Annotated in this window: 16 protein-coding genes; 10 read left to right on the top strand and 6 right to left on the bottom strand. The window is 46.4% G+C overall.

Annotated features, from left to right (window positions below; all coding sequences use genetic code 11):
* Positions 1-75 precede the first annotated feature (75 nt).
* Positions 76-585, top strand: coding sequence for a GNAT family N-acetyltransferase (locus tag BK120_RS04880; RefSeq protein ID WP_076266361.1), 510 nt, complete (start codon positions 76-78; stop codon positions 583-585).
* A gap of 45 nt (positions 586-630) precedes the next feature.
* Positions 631-1,071 (top strand): hypothetical protein, encoded by a 441-nt coding sequence (locus BK120_RS04875; protein WP_083681626.1) that lies wholly within the window; start codon positions 631-633, stop codon positions 1,069-1,071.
* Positions 1,072-1,147: 76 nt separating this feature from the next.
* On the opposite strand, the gene BK120_RS04870 is transcribed toward BK120_RS04875, so the two are convergent.
* The 3 genes from BK120_RS04870 to BK120_RS04860 form a co-directional block, all read right to left on the bottom strand.
* Positions 1,148-1,720 (bottom strand): hypothetical protein, encoded by a 573-nt coding sequence (locus tag BK120_RS04870; protein ID WP_076266360.1) that lies wholly within the window; start codon positions 1,718-1,720, stop codon positions 1,148-1,150.
* A 109-nt stretch (positions 1,721-1,829) separates the two neighbouring features.
* The gene (locus tag BK120_RS04865; RefSeq protein ID WP_076266359.1) at positions 1,830-2,378 is read right to left on the bottom strand and encodes a hypothetical protein; all 549 of its coding nucleotides are present in this window, start codon (positions 2,376-2,378) and stop codon (positions 1,830-1,832) included.
* 33 nt (positions 2,379-2,411) lie between these two features.
* Entirely contained in the window at positions 2,412-2,870 is a 459-nt protein-coding gene (locus tag BK120_RS04860; RefSeq protein ID WP_076266358.1) for a hypothetical protein, read from the bottom strand.
* A gap of 381 nt (positions 2,871-3,251) precedes the next feature.
* Here BK120_RS04860 and serS point away from each other — a divergent pair, with 381 nt between their 5' ends.
* Both serS and BK120_RS04850 read left to right on the top strand, forming a co-directional pair.
* Complete coding sequence (gene serS, locus BK120_RS04855; RefSeq protein WP_076266357.1) at positions 3,252-4,541, top strand: serine--tRNA ligase; 1,290 nt, start codon at positions 3,252-3,254, stop codon at positions 4,539-4,541.
* Between the two features lie 49 nt (positions 4,542-4,590).
* Positions 4,591-5,568 carry a phosphotransferase family protein gene (locus BK120_RS04850; protein ID WP_076266356.1) on the top strand — a complete coding sequence of 326 codons (978 nt, stop codon included), beginning with the start codon at positions 4,591-4,593 and terminating at the stop codon, positions 5,566-5,568.
* 73 nt (positions 5,569-5,641) lie between these two features.
* On the opposite strand, the gene BK120_RS04845 is transcribed toward BK120_RS04850, so the two are convergent.
* The 3 genes from BK120_RS04845 to BK120_RS04835 form a co-directional block, all read right to left on the bottom strand.
* Positions 5,642-6,061 carry a DUF1284 domain-containing protein gene (locus BK120_RS04845; protein WP_076266355.1) on the bottom strand — a complete coding sequence of 140 codons (420 nt, stop codon included), beginning with the start codon at positions 6,059-6,061 and terminating at the stop codon, positions 5,642-5,644.
* A 121-nt stretch (positions 6,062-6,182) separates the two neighbouring features.
* Positions 6,183-6,701, bottom strand: a complete 519-nt coding sequence (locus BK120_RS04840) for a DinB family protein (RefSeq protein WP_076266354.1) — start codon at positions 6,699-6,701, stop codon at positions 6,183-6,185.
* Positions 6,702-6,766: 65 nt separating this feature from the next.
* Positions 6,767-9,070 (bottom strand): AraC family transcriptional regulator, encoded by a 2,304-nt coding sequence (locus tag BK120_RS04835; RefSeq protein WP_076266353.1) that lies wholly within the window; start codon positions 9,068-9,070, stop codon positions 6,767-6,769.
* A 145-nt stretch (positions 9,071-9,215) separates the two neighbouring features.
* Between BK120_RS04835 and BK120_RS04830 the strand changes: the two genes are divergently transcribed.
* From BK120_RS04830 to BK120_RS04805, 6 genes are all read left to right on the top strand, one after another.
* Positions 9,216-10,736, top strand: a complete 1,521-nt coding sequence (locus tag BK120_RS04830) for an extracellular solute-binding protein (protein ID WP_256710798.1) — start codon at positions 9,216-9,218, stop codon at positions 10,734-10,736.
* A 298-nt stretch (positions 10,737-11,034) separates the two neighbouring features.
* Positions 11,035-11,220, top strand: coding sequence for a hypothetical protein (locus tag BK120_RS04825; protein ID WP_076266352.1), 186 nt, complete (start codon positions 11,035-11,037; stop codon positions 11,218-11,220).
* A 240-nt stretch (positions 11,221-11,460) separates the two neighbouring features.
* The gene (locus BK120_RS04820) at positions 11,461-13,020 is read left to right on the top strand and encodes an extracellular solute-binding protein (protein WP_076266351.1); all 1,560 of its coding nucleotides are present in this window, start codon (positions 11,461-11,463) and stop codon (positions 13,018-13,020) included.
* A gap of 71 nt (positions 13,021-13,091) precedes the next feature.
* Positions 13,092-14,054 (top strand): ABC transporter permease, encoded by a 963-nt coding sequence (locus BK120_RS04815; protein WP_076266350.1) that lies wholly within the window; start codon positions 13,092-13,094, stop codon positions 14,052-14,054.
* A 64-nt stretch (positions 14,055-14,118) separates the two neighbouring features.
* Complete coding sequence (locus tag BK120_RS04810; protein ID WP_076266349.1) at positions 14,119-14,994, top strand: carbohydrate ABC transporter permease; 876 nt, start codon at positions 14,119-14,121, stop codon at positions 14,992-14,994.
* 53 nt (positions 14,995-15,047) lie between these two features.
* On the top strand, positions 15,048-16,151 hold the full coding sequence (locus tag BK120_RS04805) for a glycoside hydrolase family 88/105 protein (RefSeq protein WP_076266348.1): 1,104 nt from the start codon (positions 15,048-15,050) through the stop codon (positions 16,149-16,151).
* Positions 16,152-16,172: the final 21 nt, after the last annotated feature.

Raw genomic sequence — 16,172 nt, 5'->3', positions numbered from 1 at the left:
TTATGTTGTTAGACATGGGCAAACCGATTTATAAAGTGTATTCATTCCATTTGCGCGATTAGAAAAGAGGATCATATGCGGATTCGACTGGCGACGATTGACGATGTACCTGAAATCGCTCATGTTCACGTAGAGAGCTGGAAATCCACCTACAAAGGGATAATCTCGGATGATTATTTGTCCAAGCTTAGCATCGAAAGTGGTATTAAAAAATGGTTATGGGTATTTAATCGCTCGAACCCTGATGAAGTGATTTACGTTGTTGAAAATGATGAAGGTACGATAGTAGGATTCGCAAACGGTGGGAAGTGCAGAAGTGAGCAATACGACTACGACGCAGAGCTTTACTCCATATACTTACTGGAGGAGTACCAGGGGCTCGGGTTCGGAAAAGCACTATTTTCCGCTGTGGTCGATCATTTGAGAATACATCATTATCAAACCTTAATGGTATGGGTGCTGGAGAAAAATAGTGCAATCAACTTTTACTATCGATTAGGAGCGAAGGCTTTTACGAAAAAAGATATCCAAATAGGCCATGATACCGTTACCGAATTAGGGCTGGGCTGGGATGACCTACTGTAACTTTTTTCCTTATTTACACGTCATAGCAGTCAAAGGGGTGATGTTATGAGGAAAATGATTATGATCGTTTGTATGATTTGTTTAGCCGTTACAGGCTGTGCTTATGGCGGCGGTTCGAACGAAAGAAACGAAGAAACGATAACATTGGATCAAATAAAGAGTGTATTTGAAAGCCATGGCATCCCGTTAACCGCAAAAACCGATATAAACCCGGGTGCTGTATTTTCTAGAGCCTATAACGATATTAATCCGGAGCAATTCAACTATAATACGAGTCAAAGTATTAGTATTTATATTTATTCATCAAGCAAAGAGGCTAAAAAAGGCTTAGAGGATTTTGCTAATAGCTGGGCAGCGGCGGATTTGGCGCCTTATCGTTCCCACCATGTAGCCAATGTATTGTTTTTTTACGGAGCGGAAACGACATTGGGAGAGGAACATGTCACGATGGCGATCGAGGAGTTAAAAGCTCTGACGAAGAAATAGGTTAGAATGCATATAAAACAGCCCACCATAGGTTAAGAAGGTGGACTGTTTTTTTGTGCATTCCGTTCATTTTCATCTATTTCGTCGCACTATCAACCTCTAGATTAACGGCAATAATACCGTATGCTTGAGGCTCCTCGGCCGATGCGCCAAACCAAATCTCACCGTCTCCGACCATCACGCCAAGATCGCGAACGAACAAATCATCCACCTTCTGTGCGGCCAGCGCATCCTTCACAGGTTTTGTCATAATGGCATCATATTTCTCTATAAACTCTGCTTTGGTTGTAATCTCCATCGATGTTTTTCCATTTACTCGAAGCGGCAGCAGCACTAGGTCTGCAACTGCAGCTTTATCATTAGCGGCAACAGCTGTCTTAACCGCTTCAAACATTTTGATAAAAGCTTTAGGATCCGTAATGCCAGCAGCGGCGAAGGGGTTATCCTTCTCTGATGCAGCATTTGTTTCTTCGGTTTGATTAGCGGGAGCGATTGCAGCGGAATCTGGATTAGGCTGAGCACCCATTTCACTCGTTCCTGTTTGACTGCAGCCAGCTAATAAAGTCATCGTTATGCCAAAAGCGGCGAAAGCCGCAAAACCTTTCCGCTTTCTATTTGTGCGCGGTATTGTTGTTATCTCATTCAGCATGAGAAGCCTCCTTCATGAAGGGCTTGTATAATCGGGCCCATCAGTTATGTCTCCTTGTTATTTTAAACGAGTTGTCCTAATCTCAATCATAAATCCCCAAAATAATGCATCAGCGTCGTCCTAGTTTCCCTTTGCGTTTCAATAGAAGGAATACGGTGACGATAACAGCGGCAGCAACGATGGGAATAATAATAAAATAAACCATGTTAGTCATCTTCTTATATTCATCTATCGCTTCAAGATCGTAACTCGCAAGCGATAATGGTTTTGTTCCGCCGCACCAAGTATCAGTCGCTATTTCGCCTGCTTCATACTTGTATAAGTAATTTTTCTTTGTTGTTTGATAAGCATAGACAAGATAGTCTGTGCCTTCAGTAAATTCGCTGCCAGCCGTCGTGACAATGGTTACTTTATCGCTGGAGGTGCCTTTTAATGTTGATTTCACCTCAAAGGTTGTCCTGCTTTTGGGATTCATACCGGCTGATTCCTCATAGGAGGTTTCCATAGCTTTAGCGATATATACAAAATCATGTTTTTTAAACAATTGCTTGGGTGCATCGCTCTCGGCACATGACCATGCGAAGCTTTTGGACGGTGCTATCGTTAGAGATAGGGATATGAATACGATTATAAGGAGAAGAGAACGGATTATTTTCATTACGCTATGCCTCATTTCTTTCTAATCCATCCGTTATTTTAAAATAGTACCCAGCGTTTCTGCATCCTCATGCGACGTTTTTTTATAAGAATGAATGCCGCTTATATAAATTTCAGCGATGTCGTTCGTAAACCAAACCTCATATAATACCGCTTTTGCTTCTGACCCATCGGTAGGTTGGAAATGAACTTTATAATCGGCTGGTCTTGTCATTAGGAATTTAACTTCTTCCCATTCGCCTTCGTTTAAAATATTCCTCACAGTAGAAACAGACTTCTCGTCGTTTATTTCTTTATGATCTTCGTAATGGTTTTCCATGCTAACTCTTTTGGCAATGATTAATTTATCGCTAGATTTGGACAACGATTCCGTCAGGTGATCTTTGTTCACCTGCTCTGTATGAGTGGTTAAGCCGTTGTTCGCTCCAGAGCTTTCACAGCTTGCCAGCCCAAACATGATGAGTACGAATGTTAGTAGAAGACCATATCTCAACAGATGCACCCCCTCTTCATATAACCTACTGACTGTTAATAAGTGGATAAAGTTGCATATGAGGCACACTAAAAAGATAATTTGGAATTTTATTTCCACAATGACACTTGTGTTGGCCTTATATAATGTGTTATATTACTACAAAATTAATTATCGGATCACGCCAGTGAAGAGAATCCAACTCGGAGGCGTTCTCGTCAAGGGGAGGGAAGCACCTTCCCCCTAAGTTTACCGGGCCCGCCCGTTATCGCGGAACAAAGAGGATTAGACAGTGCGTCTGTTTAATCAATTTGGGTGGCACCGCGAGTAAAAAACGCTCCTCGTCCCATTGGGACGAAGGGCGTTTTTTGTGTTTTTCAAATGAAAAGGAGCGCGGTTAGCATGTTGGACATGAAATGGGTTAGGCAAAATCAAGAGCAAGTACAGACGGTTGCGAATAAGAAGGGGATTCAGATTTCTATTGCAGAGCTGATGCTCTGGGACGAGAAGAAACGTCAGCTAATGCAGGAATCGGAAGCTTTACGGGAAATTCGCAACAAGCTCTCGAATCTTATCGGCACGCTTGTGAGGCAGAATGCTCAAGCTGAAGTGGAAGAAACGAAGCAAAAGGTCAAGGAAACGAATGAGAAGCTGGGCACAGTGGAAGCAGAGCTTGCGACAGTAGAGCAGCATGCAGCTGAGCTCATGGCGTTGGTACCTAATATCGTATCGCCAGACACGCCAGATGGACGATCGGACGCGGACAATATAGAGCAAAAGCGTGTTGGCGAAGCCCCGAGTTTTCCTTTTGAACCAAAGGATCATATGGCGCTTGGTGATCTGCATCATATGATTGATGTGCAGCGAGGCGTGAAGGCAGCAGGCAGCCGCAATTATTACTTGAAGGGGGCAGGCGTTTTGCTCCATCGCGCCGTGCAGCAGCTGGCTGTCGATTTGCTGTTGAGAAAAGGCTTCACACTGCTGGAAGTACCATTAATGGTCCGCACCGAAGCGATGAGGCATACTGGCTTTTTCCCGCTTGGCGAGGATCAGACCTACCGGATTGCAGGCGAGGATAAATGGCTGGTAGGCACCTCGGAGGTGCCTATGGTTACCTATTACGCGGACGAAATTATAGAGGTAGGAGAGCCAATCAAGCTGGCTGCTGCATCGGTATGCTTCCGCAGCGAGGTCGGCTCGGCGGGCAGAGATGTTCATGGTCTATACCGTGTACATCAGTTTGCCAAGGTCGAGCAGGTTATTTTGTGCGAGGCTGATCCGGCGTTGTCGGAGTCGCTGCTGCAGGAAATAACGGCTAATGCCGAGGAACTGCTTCAATGCCTTGAGCTGCCCTATAGAGTCATGGCAGTATGTACTGGCGATATGTCGCAAAAAACGTATAAGCAATACGATATTGAGACATGGATGCCAAGCAGGCAGGCCTACGGGGAGACGCATTCGTCGTCGAACCTGCATGATTTTCAAGCACGCCGCTCGAATATACGGTACCGTGCAGAGGATGGCTCGTTAAAATATTGCCATACGCTCAACAACACAGCAGTGGCTAGCCCGCGTATCCTCATTCCACTCATCGAGAATCATCAGGAGGAAGACGGCTCGATTCGTATCCCAGCCGCGCTTCAGCCTTATATGAACGGCATGCAGCGACTGACAACTGGAGTTAACCAATAAAATATTCTGTCATGCGGGTAATTGGCAGATCGAGCAAGGAGCCGAATAGATGAAAGAAGGCTGGGAACGAACGGAACAGCATATTTCTCTAGATTTCAAGCAATTAAATGAATTAATTAAACCTGTACTTTCAGGAAAAAGGGTTATTGCTGCGGAAAGATTGAGTACGGGCTACAGCAATTCGAATTACAAAATATTTTTGGAGGGCAGCGAGACTCCCTATGTGGTTCGTTTGTTCCGTGGAGGCGGAGAGATTGCACAAAAAGAAGCTGCCATTGCTAAGCTTGTACGAGAAACCGTCCCTGTAGCTGACTATATCTACCTTGATACAAGCTGCTGCACATTCGATAAAGCTTGGGCAGTGCTGGAGTGGAAAGAAGGTTTTCTTCTACGTGATGTGTTGAAAACGGGATCGATTGAGGATGCGGCAGCTGCTGCATCTTCTGTCGGCAGCGTGCTGGCACGTATTCATAGCTTCACGTTTACGGAATCCGGATTTCTGGAAAAAGATTTATCCATTGTTCATCCTCTCGCAATGGACGATGGTCCGTTTATTTCCTTCATTGAAAAATGTCTCTTTCACAGTCCCTGCGGTAAATGGCTGGGAGACGAACTTACCGAGCAGGTAAGGTCATTCTGCCAAACACATCGCTCCATATTGCTTGAAAGCATGGATACACCGGTGCTTGTACATTCAGATTTCAATGGTCTAAATATATTGATGCGAAATGAAAGGGACGGCTATTCTGTATCGGCTGTCCTCGACTGGGAGTTCGCCTTCTCGTGGAGAAGGCATGTTGATATTGCCAATATGCTGCGGTACGAGGAGGACGGCTCTGTATTTGAACAACATTTTATTCGAGCCTATCAGGAGAACGGAGGAGTTCTTAATGGTAACTGGAAGCTTCTCTCTAGGCTTGAGGACCTTGTTGCCCTTTGCGACATGCTGAGTCATTCAACCGTTGATTCCCCTAATCGGATTCGTGATCTAAAGCACTTAATTGCCAGAACTGTTCAGCCCGATTAACGGTACAGGTTTAATTGTTATAAAAAAATGAGGCAAGGAGCGCTAAGATAGCAGCTCCTTGCCTCATTTTTTGTTACGCACCTAATTTAGGCAGCGGCTTGCCTTCAACAAGCAATCCGACTCCCTCCGCACAGACGCCATATTTTTCCCAAGGGCAGGTCGTGCATAGATGACTGATGTCCTCAGGCACCATCGTTTCTGCTACGCGGTCACATATGGACTGCCAGCTTCCTCGCTCAGATACTTCAAGCCCAAGCTTTGCGAGTATCGCTGCATCCAAGCTGTAGACGGTTCCCTCGCAATGATAGGCTTTGTCCGGCGGATACGCTTTGCAAACATCGTCTGGGCCTAAAATAATTTCAATTTCAGTTTCAGGCTTTGCGAGCAGCAATTCGTAAATAGCAGTCATATTGACGCAGAAATCATCCGAATAACCCATACCTCGGTAGCCTAGTAAACATAGCAGATGGTGTCCTCGTAATCGAATCGTCATAGAAGTACCGCTCCTCATGCAAAAAATCCTATATGTTAACCATTTTATCATAATAAAAGGTTTACATATAGGATTTTATCTAGCTTCTCATTTGGTTAACGAGCGAATTAGCGAATACGATTTATTTTCCTAAATACTTATCCTGAACGATGTTCAAATGATGAATCTCATGTCCAGCAATAATGTAAGCGAGAGCTCTAGCGGAGATATTGCCGCCATTTGCTACACCTATGCGAAGCCATGCTTCATCCGACAAGCCGCGCAACAAAGCGAGAGTAGCCCGGCGAACCGAGATGTAATCCTCGATTATTTGTGATAGAGACCATTCTTGAAAGGTGGCGCCGTTCATAAATTCGTCCTGATCATAGCCAGCAAGAGGTGTCTTGTCACCCCGTGCGATTCGAAGCAAACGGTAGCTCATGACGCGCTCATTATCCGAGATGTGACCGATGACTTCCTTAAGCGTCCATTTTCCTTCCGCATAGCGGTAATTAGCCTGCTCCTCGGGAATATCGGAAAGCAATTCAGTTGTGCTTGCGAGCTGTTTTGTCAGCCATTCCGTAACAGATCCTTCGCCTACTAGGCCGATATACTGTTCATAATAATCAAAGTATTCATCCCGTGACGGTCGTTGTGTCATGCGTAAAGCCTCCCATTCATATTGAAGAGCATTTATTTTCCAAAAGCTTTCATTATTTTTATCGGCTATCCGCTGCGTTTTTTATAGCGGTATTGCCCTGGAGTAATTCCCTCTTGTTTGCGGAAGGAACGGATGAAGTTTTGCGGATTATTGTAACACAGCTTTGCCGCGATGTCTTTAATTGGCAGCTCGCTATCGGCGAGCCATTGTTTTGCCATTTTGAAACGGTACATCGATAAATACTCGCTAAACGAATAATTCGTCTCCTTACGGAAAACGCTGCTTAAATAATTGGCATTATAGTGGAGCCGCGATGCACATTCTTCTAGCGTAAGGTCGGTGTCGTACAGATGCTGCACGAGGTCGATGATCTTCTCGGAAATGTTATGGTACTGCGCCTCCTGACGATCCTTGAATATGTTGATCATCGGATAAACAACGCTAGTCCAGAACCAATCATCGATCTCGGCAGAGGTATGCAGCTCAAGCAGCTCCTCAAGCAGCGATCCCTTTAATGGATGGATTTGATTTAAGCTTACGCCTGATTCCTGCATAACAATCAACAGATTATTGAGCAGCCGGGCAAGCGGAATTTGATATTCCTGCGGCGATAGCTCCACGACAAATACTGCCTGCAAAAAAGCTCGCAGCAGCTCCTTCGATTTATCCTTCTCGGCCAGCTTAATCGCATCGATAAGCTCATTCTCGATATGCCCTGGGTAGTTGAGATTCAAATAATGTTTGCCGGCATTTACATTCTCATACTGAATAATGATGCCTTCGCCTAATTTCATGCGCTGCTTCAGTGCCTCAAGGCCTTCTTTATAAGCTGTCGCCAGCGATGAGAAGGAGTCGAACGGCAAGCTCATGCCAATGCTGACCTGCACGTTTAAGTAGCTTGCGATCTGCTGCTGCAGATGCTCCGTTAACGCGTATTTTGCATTGTGGAAAGCGTCCCTGCCCACTTCTGCGCTGCCGATAATCGTCACAATCGTTTGATCCATAATGATCGGGGCGAGTCGCTGCTCAAAGGGAATAAGCTCCTCGATGATGTTATGGACAGCGAATAGGAGCAGCTCCAAATCACTTTTGGAGTATCGGCTGTTGCTTTGAAAATCAATTTGCAGCGTAATCGCGGCCATCATTTTCCACTCTTTTAGCTGAGAGTCGTAGCCGAATTGAGCCAGCTTCTCCGGAATTTCACTTGACTTGATGTTGCCTTGGAAGGCTTTCATGAAGAAGAAGGTGCGCACTTGATGAATATGCTGTCTAACCTCTTTTTCAAGCTCAGTTTTGGACTGGAATAAATGGGTGACGCGTTCGCCAATCGCTTGAAATTCATTTGTTTTCCGCTTCTGAATGTCGGTCAGTCGCTCGCCGATTTGATTCAGCAGCAATTGAATTGGCGAATACATATGCCGTGAGCCGATCCAAGCGAGCAGCATGGATAGCGTGAGCATAAATAGACATACATAAAGTGTATACGTGCCAATTTTATTTGATTCCTTCGTCATGCCGGCAATGGACGTGGCTGAGAGATAGGTCCAGCCGTTTAGATCGGAACGGTAATAGGTGACGGAATAATCCTTCTGTTCAATCGATTGTGTAAACTGCCCAGAGGGCTCAGTGAGCTGTCCCATATGCAGTCCGCTCTCAAGCACAGGCTTGCCGATCAATGCTTGGTCGGGATGGAGTAGAATGCGGTATTGATCATCCAAAATCATAATCGTCGAATAAGGATCCTCATCACTCTTAAGCAGCTCCTGCAAGCTGCAGGTCGGAATGTTGGCAAGCGCCAAGCCGTATTTTTCAAGCCCATTCGTCGGCAGCTTCTTCACGAGGCTGATGCTGTAGCTGCAAGCAGCACTTTCCGCGGCTTCCTCACTATAAAACCAGCTGGATGGGTTAAGCACCCATGAGGTTCCTTCAGGCATTTGCATAAGGCTGGACAGCTCATCGAAATAAGCATATTGTTCAAACGAATATAGTCCGGAATTTTTGATCATCCAGTTATGGCGCTCATTGATCAGGATGACATCCTCAAGCTTGGTGTCAAAGGACTGCATATGGCGGATCTCGTTCCGCAGGTCATCATACATCACAAAATCGTTGACGGTTAGCGGCTGATTCATCGCTTTTTTGAGCACGGTCGAGTTAATAACCTGATTCAGCGTGTGGTTGACAGTCGTCAATTTCTGCTCTACATTGGAGTTGATTTGCATGATAAGCTGCATTTTCCCGCGGTTTACATTTTTCTGAATTTCACTGGAAGAGGTCGCGTAAGAGAATGCGCCGATAAAAATGACGGGAAGCGTGCTGAGCAAAAAGCCGAAGATCGTCATCTTGCTTAAAAAGGTTAAAGATCGCACAGCTATCAACACCTTGTCTAGTAATGAGCGAGCATTAGTTTTATTTTAGTAAACGCATACATTTTGAGCAATAATCATCTATCGCACAAATAATCATTTCCTTAGATTATGAAGAGAAAAGGCTGATAAGACAAGGGGGATTAAGGTGGTAATCCATTCAAGGAACATAGGAATACGCGCAGGCTGTCGCTTTTTTGTCGTGCTGCTTATCCTTTTCATTTGCGCTTCATGCACCGCTTCTTCTGCTCCAAATGAGCGAAAAGGCGCAAACACAAAAACGACGATCTCCATTATGGCACCGCTGCACTTTCCCCATCCGCCAAGTGAAGAGATCATTGCGCTCATCGAGGATTTAACAGATGTGAAGCTTGATATTAACTGGGTACCGGACGGCATCTACACAGATAAAATGAACACAGCCCTCTCCACAAATTCGCTGAAGAAGGCGACTTTCGTGAAGCATACCGATTATATTTTTGTGAAAAATGCAATTCGCTCGAGCTCATTCTGGGAGATCGGCCCTTATTTGGAGCGGTTTCCGAATTTAAGGCATTTGAATAGCGGCATTTTGGGACAATCCGCAATTGATGGCGGCATATACGGGCTTTATACGGAGCGGCCATCGTCTAGACAAGGCGTTATTATAAGGGAAGACTGGCTGGATAATCTCAAGCTGGACAAGCCGGCAACGATTGAGGAGCTGTATGAGGTCATTCGGCAGTTTACGCTCGGTGACCCGGACCGCAATGGAAAAAAGGATACCGTCGGGCTGGCTGACCGTAATGATTTGGTATTTGGGGCCTTTAAGACGCTGAGCTCTTATTTCGGCACGCCGAACAACTGGGGTATCGTCGATAAGAAGGTAGTTCCTGAATTCGAAACGGCAGCCTACATGGATACGATGAATTTCATGAAGAAGCTGTATGATGAGCAGCTCATAAACGCAGATTTTGCGGTAACGAGCAAGGAGATGCAGCGGGCTAACATTATACGAGGCGCAGCAGGCGTATATATCGGCAGCATGACCGACGTGCAGCGGCTCTCGGATGAAGCGAAGCAGATCAATCCTGCTGCACGCTTCACCTTGGTGAATCGCATTCAAGGACCGGAAGGGTATCGCGTATGGTCGATTCCGAATTATAACGGCCTTTATTTATTTTCCAAAAAGGCGATTCGGACGGAGGAGGAGCTGCTGGAGCAGCTTGCGTTCTTTGACCGTACGATGGATAAGGATGTTGCCAATCTTATGCGTTACGGGATAGAAGGCAAGCACTATCTTCTGGAGGGTGAAGAGGTTCAACTGCCTGAAGAGACGTCGCAGCTGCGCGTAACAGAGGTCAACGCGCTTTATCCGCTTATGATTGCCGATCTAAGCAATCCGAATGTACTTAAGGTAGCAGAGAAAGAAACGATGTGGGAGATGGCGGAGCGTCTCAGCGCAGATAACGATAAGTTTCTCGTGACGGACAAGGTCATTGGCCTTGAATCGAAGACGTACGATGAGAAGAGCATGGAGCTGTACAAAATCATTTCCGACGCGACATACAAATATATTCTCGGACAGATTAGTATGGAAGGATTTTATCAGGAGGTCGAACGCTGGAAGCGCAGCGGCGGCAGCTTAATGATTAGCGAGTATACGGATGCTTATTTCAAGAAGCAATGAGCGGGTTGAATTCCAAGTGACAGCATAGTAAAAGAGCAGTAGGCAATATCATTATTCATAGAGCGGCTAAGCAGGCTATTTATTCCCTGCATAGCTGCTATTTTTTTGCTTATAAAAAATAGCAGAGCGTTCATATGAGTACAAAGAACTAGGTATAAATATCGATTTTAAAATAAAAAAGATATATAATTGTCGAAAAATCCCGTAATTTGTTTAGAAATTGCATAGAACAGCAGTATATAATAAGAATCTGCTTAAGTGTTGGCAGAAGTGAATAAGACGACATGGAGTGTGACGTATGATGAAACCTGATTTTTTCCAAGAAGTACATAAACTCGGATATGATAACGAATGGAGATACCAGCTGCTTATACGAGGTCTGCGCAACATACAAGAAGAGAAAAAGACCCAAGGTTTTTTTAAGAAGCTGGAGAGAAGATTCGTGAACAAATATAAGAAGATCAAGGTTTCTGCTTGGAAGTAAAGGGCGCCATGAAATAAGTGCCATTTCATATAAAATACATGATTTGAGGGTGAAGAGCGATCTTCACCCTTTTTGTGTTGCGGTATTTAGTCAAAAGTGTCACCAGAAGCGGCGATAATCATTAGCTCAGATGCCTCTAAAACGATATGCCATATGAACAAATGATTGTTTCGGCACTCTTCTTCCGGGTGGTAGCTTGAAGAGGTAGCAACCAAAACGATATATGGAGGTCAACGCTGTATGAAGAAAAAATCGTTTTCGATTCTGATGGGCGTAGTTTTGACATTTAGTTTATTGCTCGCAGCTTGTTCTAGCGGCAGCAATAATGGAAAAAATAATACGCCGCCAGCAGCAACCAATGACAGCCCAGCAAAGACGGAAGAGACAGACAAACCGGCAGAACCGGAGAAGCCGACTGAAATTACGATCATGCTGCCTCTTAACATCGCAGAGACACCGCCAGATACAATCAAAAACGAGCTGGAGAAGCTGACGAACACAAAACTAACGTATCAATTTTTTCCGGCAGACACGTATGAGGAGAAGCTAAACGCATCCTTTGCGACGGGTTCGCTGCCGCAGGTTACTTATTTGAAGAACCAAGCGACCTTCGTTCAAATGAAGGAAGCGATCAGAGACGGTCAGTTTTGGGAGATTGGCCCTTATTTCAGCGAGTTTCCTAACCTGAGCAAGCTGAAGGAAGAGATTTTGAACAATACGAAAGTGGACGGCAAGCTATATTCGTTATACATCGGCAGACCGCTTGCTCGCCAAGGCATCATTTATCGCAAGGACTGGGCAGATAAGCTTGGCCTCGCCGCACCGGCTAACGTGGATGAGCTGTTTGCGATGATGGAGAAATTTACGACAGGCGACCCGGATGGCAACAACAAGCCGGACACGATTGGTTTAGCTGATCGAAACGATCTTGTATATGGTGCGTTCAAAACGGCCTCCGCATGGTTCGGCACGCCGAACAACTGGGGTGAGCGGGACGGCCAGCTTGTTCCAGAGTTTACGACGCCTGAATATGCAGCCACGATGGATTTTATCAAAAAAATTCGTGACGCCAAAGCGATGAACGTAGACTTTGCAGCGACAAGCAAAACAGATCAAGTCAATATGTTCACAAGCGGCAAGGCAGGCGTATACATCGGCTCCATGCAGGATGTGGACTCACTAGTGAAGGACCTTGTTAAAAACGTGCCGACCGCAGTCGTTGATACACACAGCATGATCGCCGGACCAGACGGGAAGCTGGCATCTTGGTCCATTCCGGGCTACAACAACGTAGCGTTATTCCCGAAATCTGCGATTAAAGATGAAGCCGAGCTGAAGAAGATTTTGGCTTACTTCGATAAGCTGATGACGCCGGAAGTGGCGAACATGATGTTCTGGGGCATTGAAGGCACTCATTATACGGTAGTGGATGGCAAGGCAAAAGCATCGGCAGATAAAGAGCTTACGGAGCGCGAGGTCAAAGGCTTTAAGGACAGCGTAATTGGAGAGCCGGAAACAAACGGTATGTACGATGGTTTCCACGAGCTTCCAGCGAGAATTCATGCGGAGCAGCTCATTATCGAGAACGAGAAGATCGCCATTGCCGATCCTACTGCGCCGCTTGATTCGAAAACGTATACCGAGAAGGGCACGGAGCTTCAGGAGATTATAAAGGATGCCACTTACAAATATATTTATGGATCGATTGATAAGGCTGGATTCGACAAAGCGGTTGAGGATTGGAAGAAGCGCGGCGGGGCTCAGATTATCGAGGAATACAATGCTGCTTACAAAAAATAAAGAATAGCCCATAGAGGCTGCTCGCATGCTCGAGCAGTCTCTATAACCTCCCGTGGAAAGGAAGAACCCATATGCAAGAAGCTCATCAGGAAAACGCGGTTCAACTGGCAAGGGTACCTCAGCCTAGAACGAGCGAGCTTAAGAAGCGGCTTTGGAAAAACAAATGGCTCTATGTCATGCTGCTGCCGGGCGTGCTTTTCTTCATTATTTTTAAATATATTCCGATGTTTGGGCTTGCTATTGCCTTTCAAGACTATAAGCCGTTCAAGGGTATTGGCGGGAGTGAGTGGGTTGGCTTCAAGCATTTTGAACGTTTGTTCACGGAGCCTGATTTTTTGAACATTTTAACGAATACACTGCTGCTGTTTGGCATGAATTTATTATTTTATTTTCCGATTCCGATCCTGCTGGCGCTTATGCTGAATGAGGTTCGATTCTCTTTTTTTAAACGGACGTTTCAGACGCTTGTGTATTTGCCGCATTTTATGTCTTGGGTCATTATTGTGTCGATCAGCTTCGTCATGCTAACGTCGGACGGCGGTATCGTGAACGAGCTGCTTGCGTACTTTGGATTCGAAAAAGTCAATTTCCTGCTCAGCCCCGAGTGGTTCAGACCAACCTATATCATTCAGGTAATCTGGCGGGAAGCGGGTTGGGGAACGATTATATATTTGGCGGCCATCGCCTCCGTCGATCCTGGCCTCTATGAGGCAGCACGCATGGATGGAGCGGGCCGGCTTAGACAGGTATGGCATATTACACTGCCTGCCATTCGGAGCGTTATTATTATTTTGCTCATTCTAAAGATCGGCGATGTGCTTGAGCTTGGCTTTGAGCATGTGTACCTGCTGCTGAACTCGATGAATCGTGAGGTCGCTGAGATTATCGACACCTATGTCTATACAGCTGGACTTAGACAGGGGAAATTCAGCTACAGCACGGCGATTGGCTTCTTCAAATCCTTTATCGGGCTTGTGCTTGTAATGACGGCCAATAGGCTCGCGAAGAAGATGGGCGAGGAAGGCATCTATTAGGATAAGATACTCGAAGGTTGAAATCGCCAGAAGCTTCACTACAAAAACTTAAGGAGGATTCAGCATGGTAGAGGATAAAACGTTTAGCGGGCGGCTATTTTCCATTGTGAATTTCACGCTCCTTGCCATTATCGCGCTCGTTACGGTGCTTCCGTTTCTGCATGTTGTTGCCGGTTCTTTCACCACAAGCGCCGAGATGGCGATGAAGAAGTTCATCCTCGTGCCGACGATTTGGAGCTTTGATGCCTATAAATTCATTTTCTCGACCAATACGATTTTCCGCGCCATGACGGTATCGACCGGCGTTACGATCGTCGGCACCCTGTTCAGCATGTTCACAACAGCGTTGATGGCCTATGGCTTGTCGCGAAGAGATCTCGACGGACGCAAGGGAATTATGTTTCTCGTCGTATTTACGATGCTCTTCAGCGGCGGACTCATTCCGACATTTCTCGTTGTGCGCGAGATGGGGCTGATCGACAGCTATGCAGCGCTTATTATTCCGTCGGCAATCAGCGCGTTCAACCTTATTATTTTGAAAAACTTTTTCCAAAATATACCCGAAGGGCTTGAGGAATCGGCCAAAATCGACGGCTGCAACGACTTCGGCATCTTGTTCCGTATCGTGCTTCCGCTATCGATGCCCGCGATCGCTACCATTTCATTATTTTACGCGGTCACCTATTGGAATACGTATCTCAGCGCGATTCTGTACTTGGATGACAGCGCCAAATGGCCGATTCAAGTGCTGCTCCGCCAAATCGTCGTGCTGGCCAGCGGCCTAGACTACAGCTCCGACCTGGATGCAGCGGTTCCGCCGCCGGATCAGACGGTGAAGATGGCTGTCATCGTTGTAGCGACGCTGCCTATTCTGATCGTATATCCGTTTTTGCAAAAGCATTTCGCTAAGGGTGCGATGCTGGGCTCGATTAAAGGTTGATTTTGTTTGAGCTTGAACTGGAACATTGGAAAATGGAGAGGAGTACTGTTTGGATGCGAAATGATGTGAAAATGACACCTATCGAGTGGGCGAGAGCCGCTAGTGATTCATTAATGGACACCTATTTGCCAGAAAAGCTTCCTCCTGCTGGCCGCTGGCATTATCACCAAGGTGTGTTTCTTTGCGGGATGGAGATGCTGTGGCAGGCGGAGGGGGATGACCGTTACGCTGCTTATATTAAGCGTTACGTAGACAAGCTGGTGGATGAATGCGGCAACTTTGATTTTGCTCGTGACGAGCTGGATGCTATCCAAGTGGGGCTGTTATTGTTCCGTTTAGATGAACAAGGAGATGAGCGCAAATACCGAATCGCAGCCGAGAAGCTGCGCGGCCTGTTCGAGACGCTGCACCGCACCTCGGAGGGCGGCTTCTGGCACAAGGATAAATATGCCTACAATATGTGGCTGGACGGCTTGTATATGGGCGGAGTATTTGCGCTAAAATATGCGAACGCCTACGGAGACATAGGGCTGCGCGAAATGGTGCTGCATCAAGAGCGGCTGATGCGCCGCTATATGAGGGATGAGAAGACGGGGCTGCTCTATCACGCTTGGGATGAGAGCAAGCAGATGCCTTGGGCAGATCCTGAGACCGGCTGTTCGCCAGAGTTTTGGGGTCGGTCACTCGGCTGGTACGGTCTTGCCGTCGCTCAGTTTCTTGATGAAATAGCGGAAGGCGAAGCGGGACGTGCTGAGCTGGAAGCCGTGCTGGCTGAGTTCTCCCAGTCGTTGATTAAGTATCAGGATGGAGAGAGCGGGCTCTGGTATCAGGTCGTGGACAAAGGCCATTTGGCTGATAATTGGCTGGAAACTTCTTGTACTTGTTTGTTCGTTTATACGCTAGCAAGAGCCTATAAGCTTGGCCTTGTTGGAGATGAGTGCTTGGATGCGGCAAGGCGCGGGTTTGAAGGGCTTGTTCGAGTGGTGCAGGCAGACGAGCAGGGGCGTTTCATCCTGCCGGATATTTGCATTGGCACCTCGGCTGGCGATTATGAGAACTACGTCACGCGCCCAACGAGTCAGAACGATCTGCACGGCGTCGGCGCTTTTATTATGGCATGTGTTGAGATGGAGTCGCTTGTTGATCGGATGGGGTAGCGGATAAAAGAGAAAGCTCTG

Origin of the sequence: Paenibacillus sp. FSL A5-0031 (assembly GCF_001956295.1) — a bacterium.
Taxonomy (GTDB): Bacteria; Bacillota; Bacilli; order Paenibacillales; family Paenibacillaceae; genus Pristimantibacillus.
The sequence above is the reverse complement of the archived record's forward strand: the minus strand, read 5'-3'. Positions and strand labels throughout refer to the sequence as shown.

Bases quoted from the DNA above. Each gene is read 5' to 3' on its own strand.
- BK120_RS04840 (WP_076266354.1), bottom strand. From the start codon at position 6,701: ATGACACAACGACCGTCACGGGATGAATACTTTGATTATTATGAACAG.
- BK120_RS04805 (WP_076266348.1), top strand. From the start codon at position 15,048: ATGCGAAATGATGTGAAAATGACACCTATCGAGTGGGCGAGAGCCGCT.
- BK120_RS04880 (WP_076266361.1), top strand. From the start codon at position 76: ATGCGGATTCGACTGGCGACGATTGACGATGTACCTGAAATCGCTCAT.
- BK120_RS04820 (WP_076266351.1), top strand. From the start codon at position 11,461: ATGAAGAAAAAATCGTTTTCGATTCTGATGGGCGTAGTTTTGACATTT.
- BK120_RS04845 (WP_076266355.1), bottom strand. From the start codon at position 6,061: ATGACGATTCGATTACGAGGACACCATCTGCTATGTTTACTAGGCTAC.
- BK120_RS04865 (WP_076266359.1), bottom strand. From the start codon at position 2,378: ATGAAAATAATCCGTTCTCTTCTCCTTATAATCGTATTCATATCCCTA.
- BK120_RS04810 (WP_076266349.1), top strand. From the start codon at position 14,119: ATGGTAGAGGATAAAACGTTTAGCGGGCGGCTATTTTCCATTGTGAAT.
- BK120_RS04870 (WP_076266360.1), bottom strand. From the start codon at position 1,720: ATGCTGAATGAGATAACAACAATACCGCGCACAAATAGAAAGCGGAAA.
- BK120_RS04850 (WP_076266356.1), top strand. From the start codon at position 4,591: ATGAAAGAAGGCTGGGAACGAACGGAACAGCATATTTCTCTAGATTTC.
- BK120_RS04825 (WP_076266352.1), top strand. From the start codon at position 11,035: ATGATGAAACCTGATTTTTTCCAAGAAGTACATAAACTCGGATATGAT.
- BK120_RS04815 (WP_076266350.1), top strand. From the start codon at position 13,092: ATGCAAGAAGCTCATCAGGAAAACGCGGTTCAACTGGCAAGGGTACCT.
- serS (WP_076266357.1), top strand. From the start codon at position 3,252: ATGTTGGACATGAAATGGGTTAGGCAAAATCAAGAGCAAGTACAGACG.
- BK120_RS04875 (WP_083681626.1), top strand. From the start codon at position 631: ATGAGGAAAATGATTATGATCGTTTGTATGATTTGTTTAGCCGTTACA.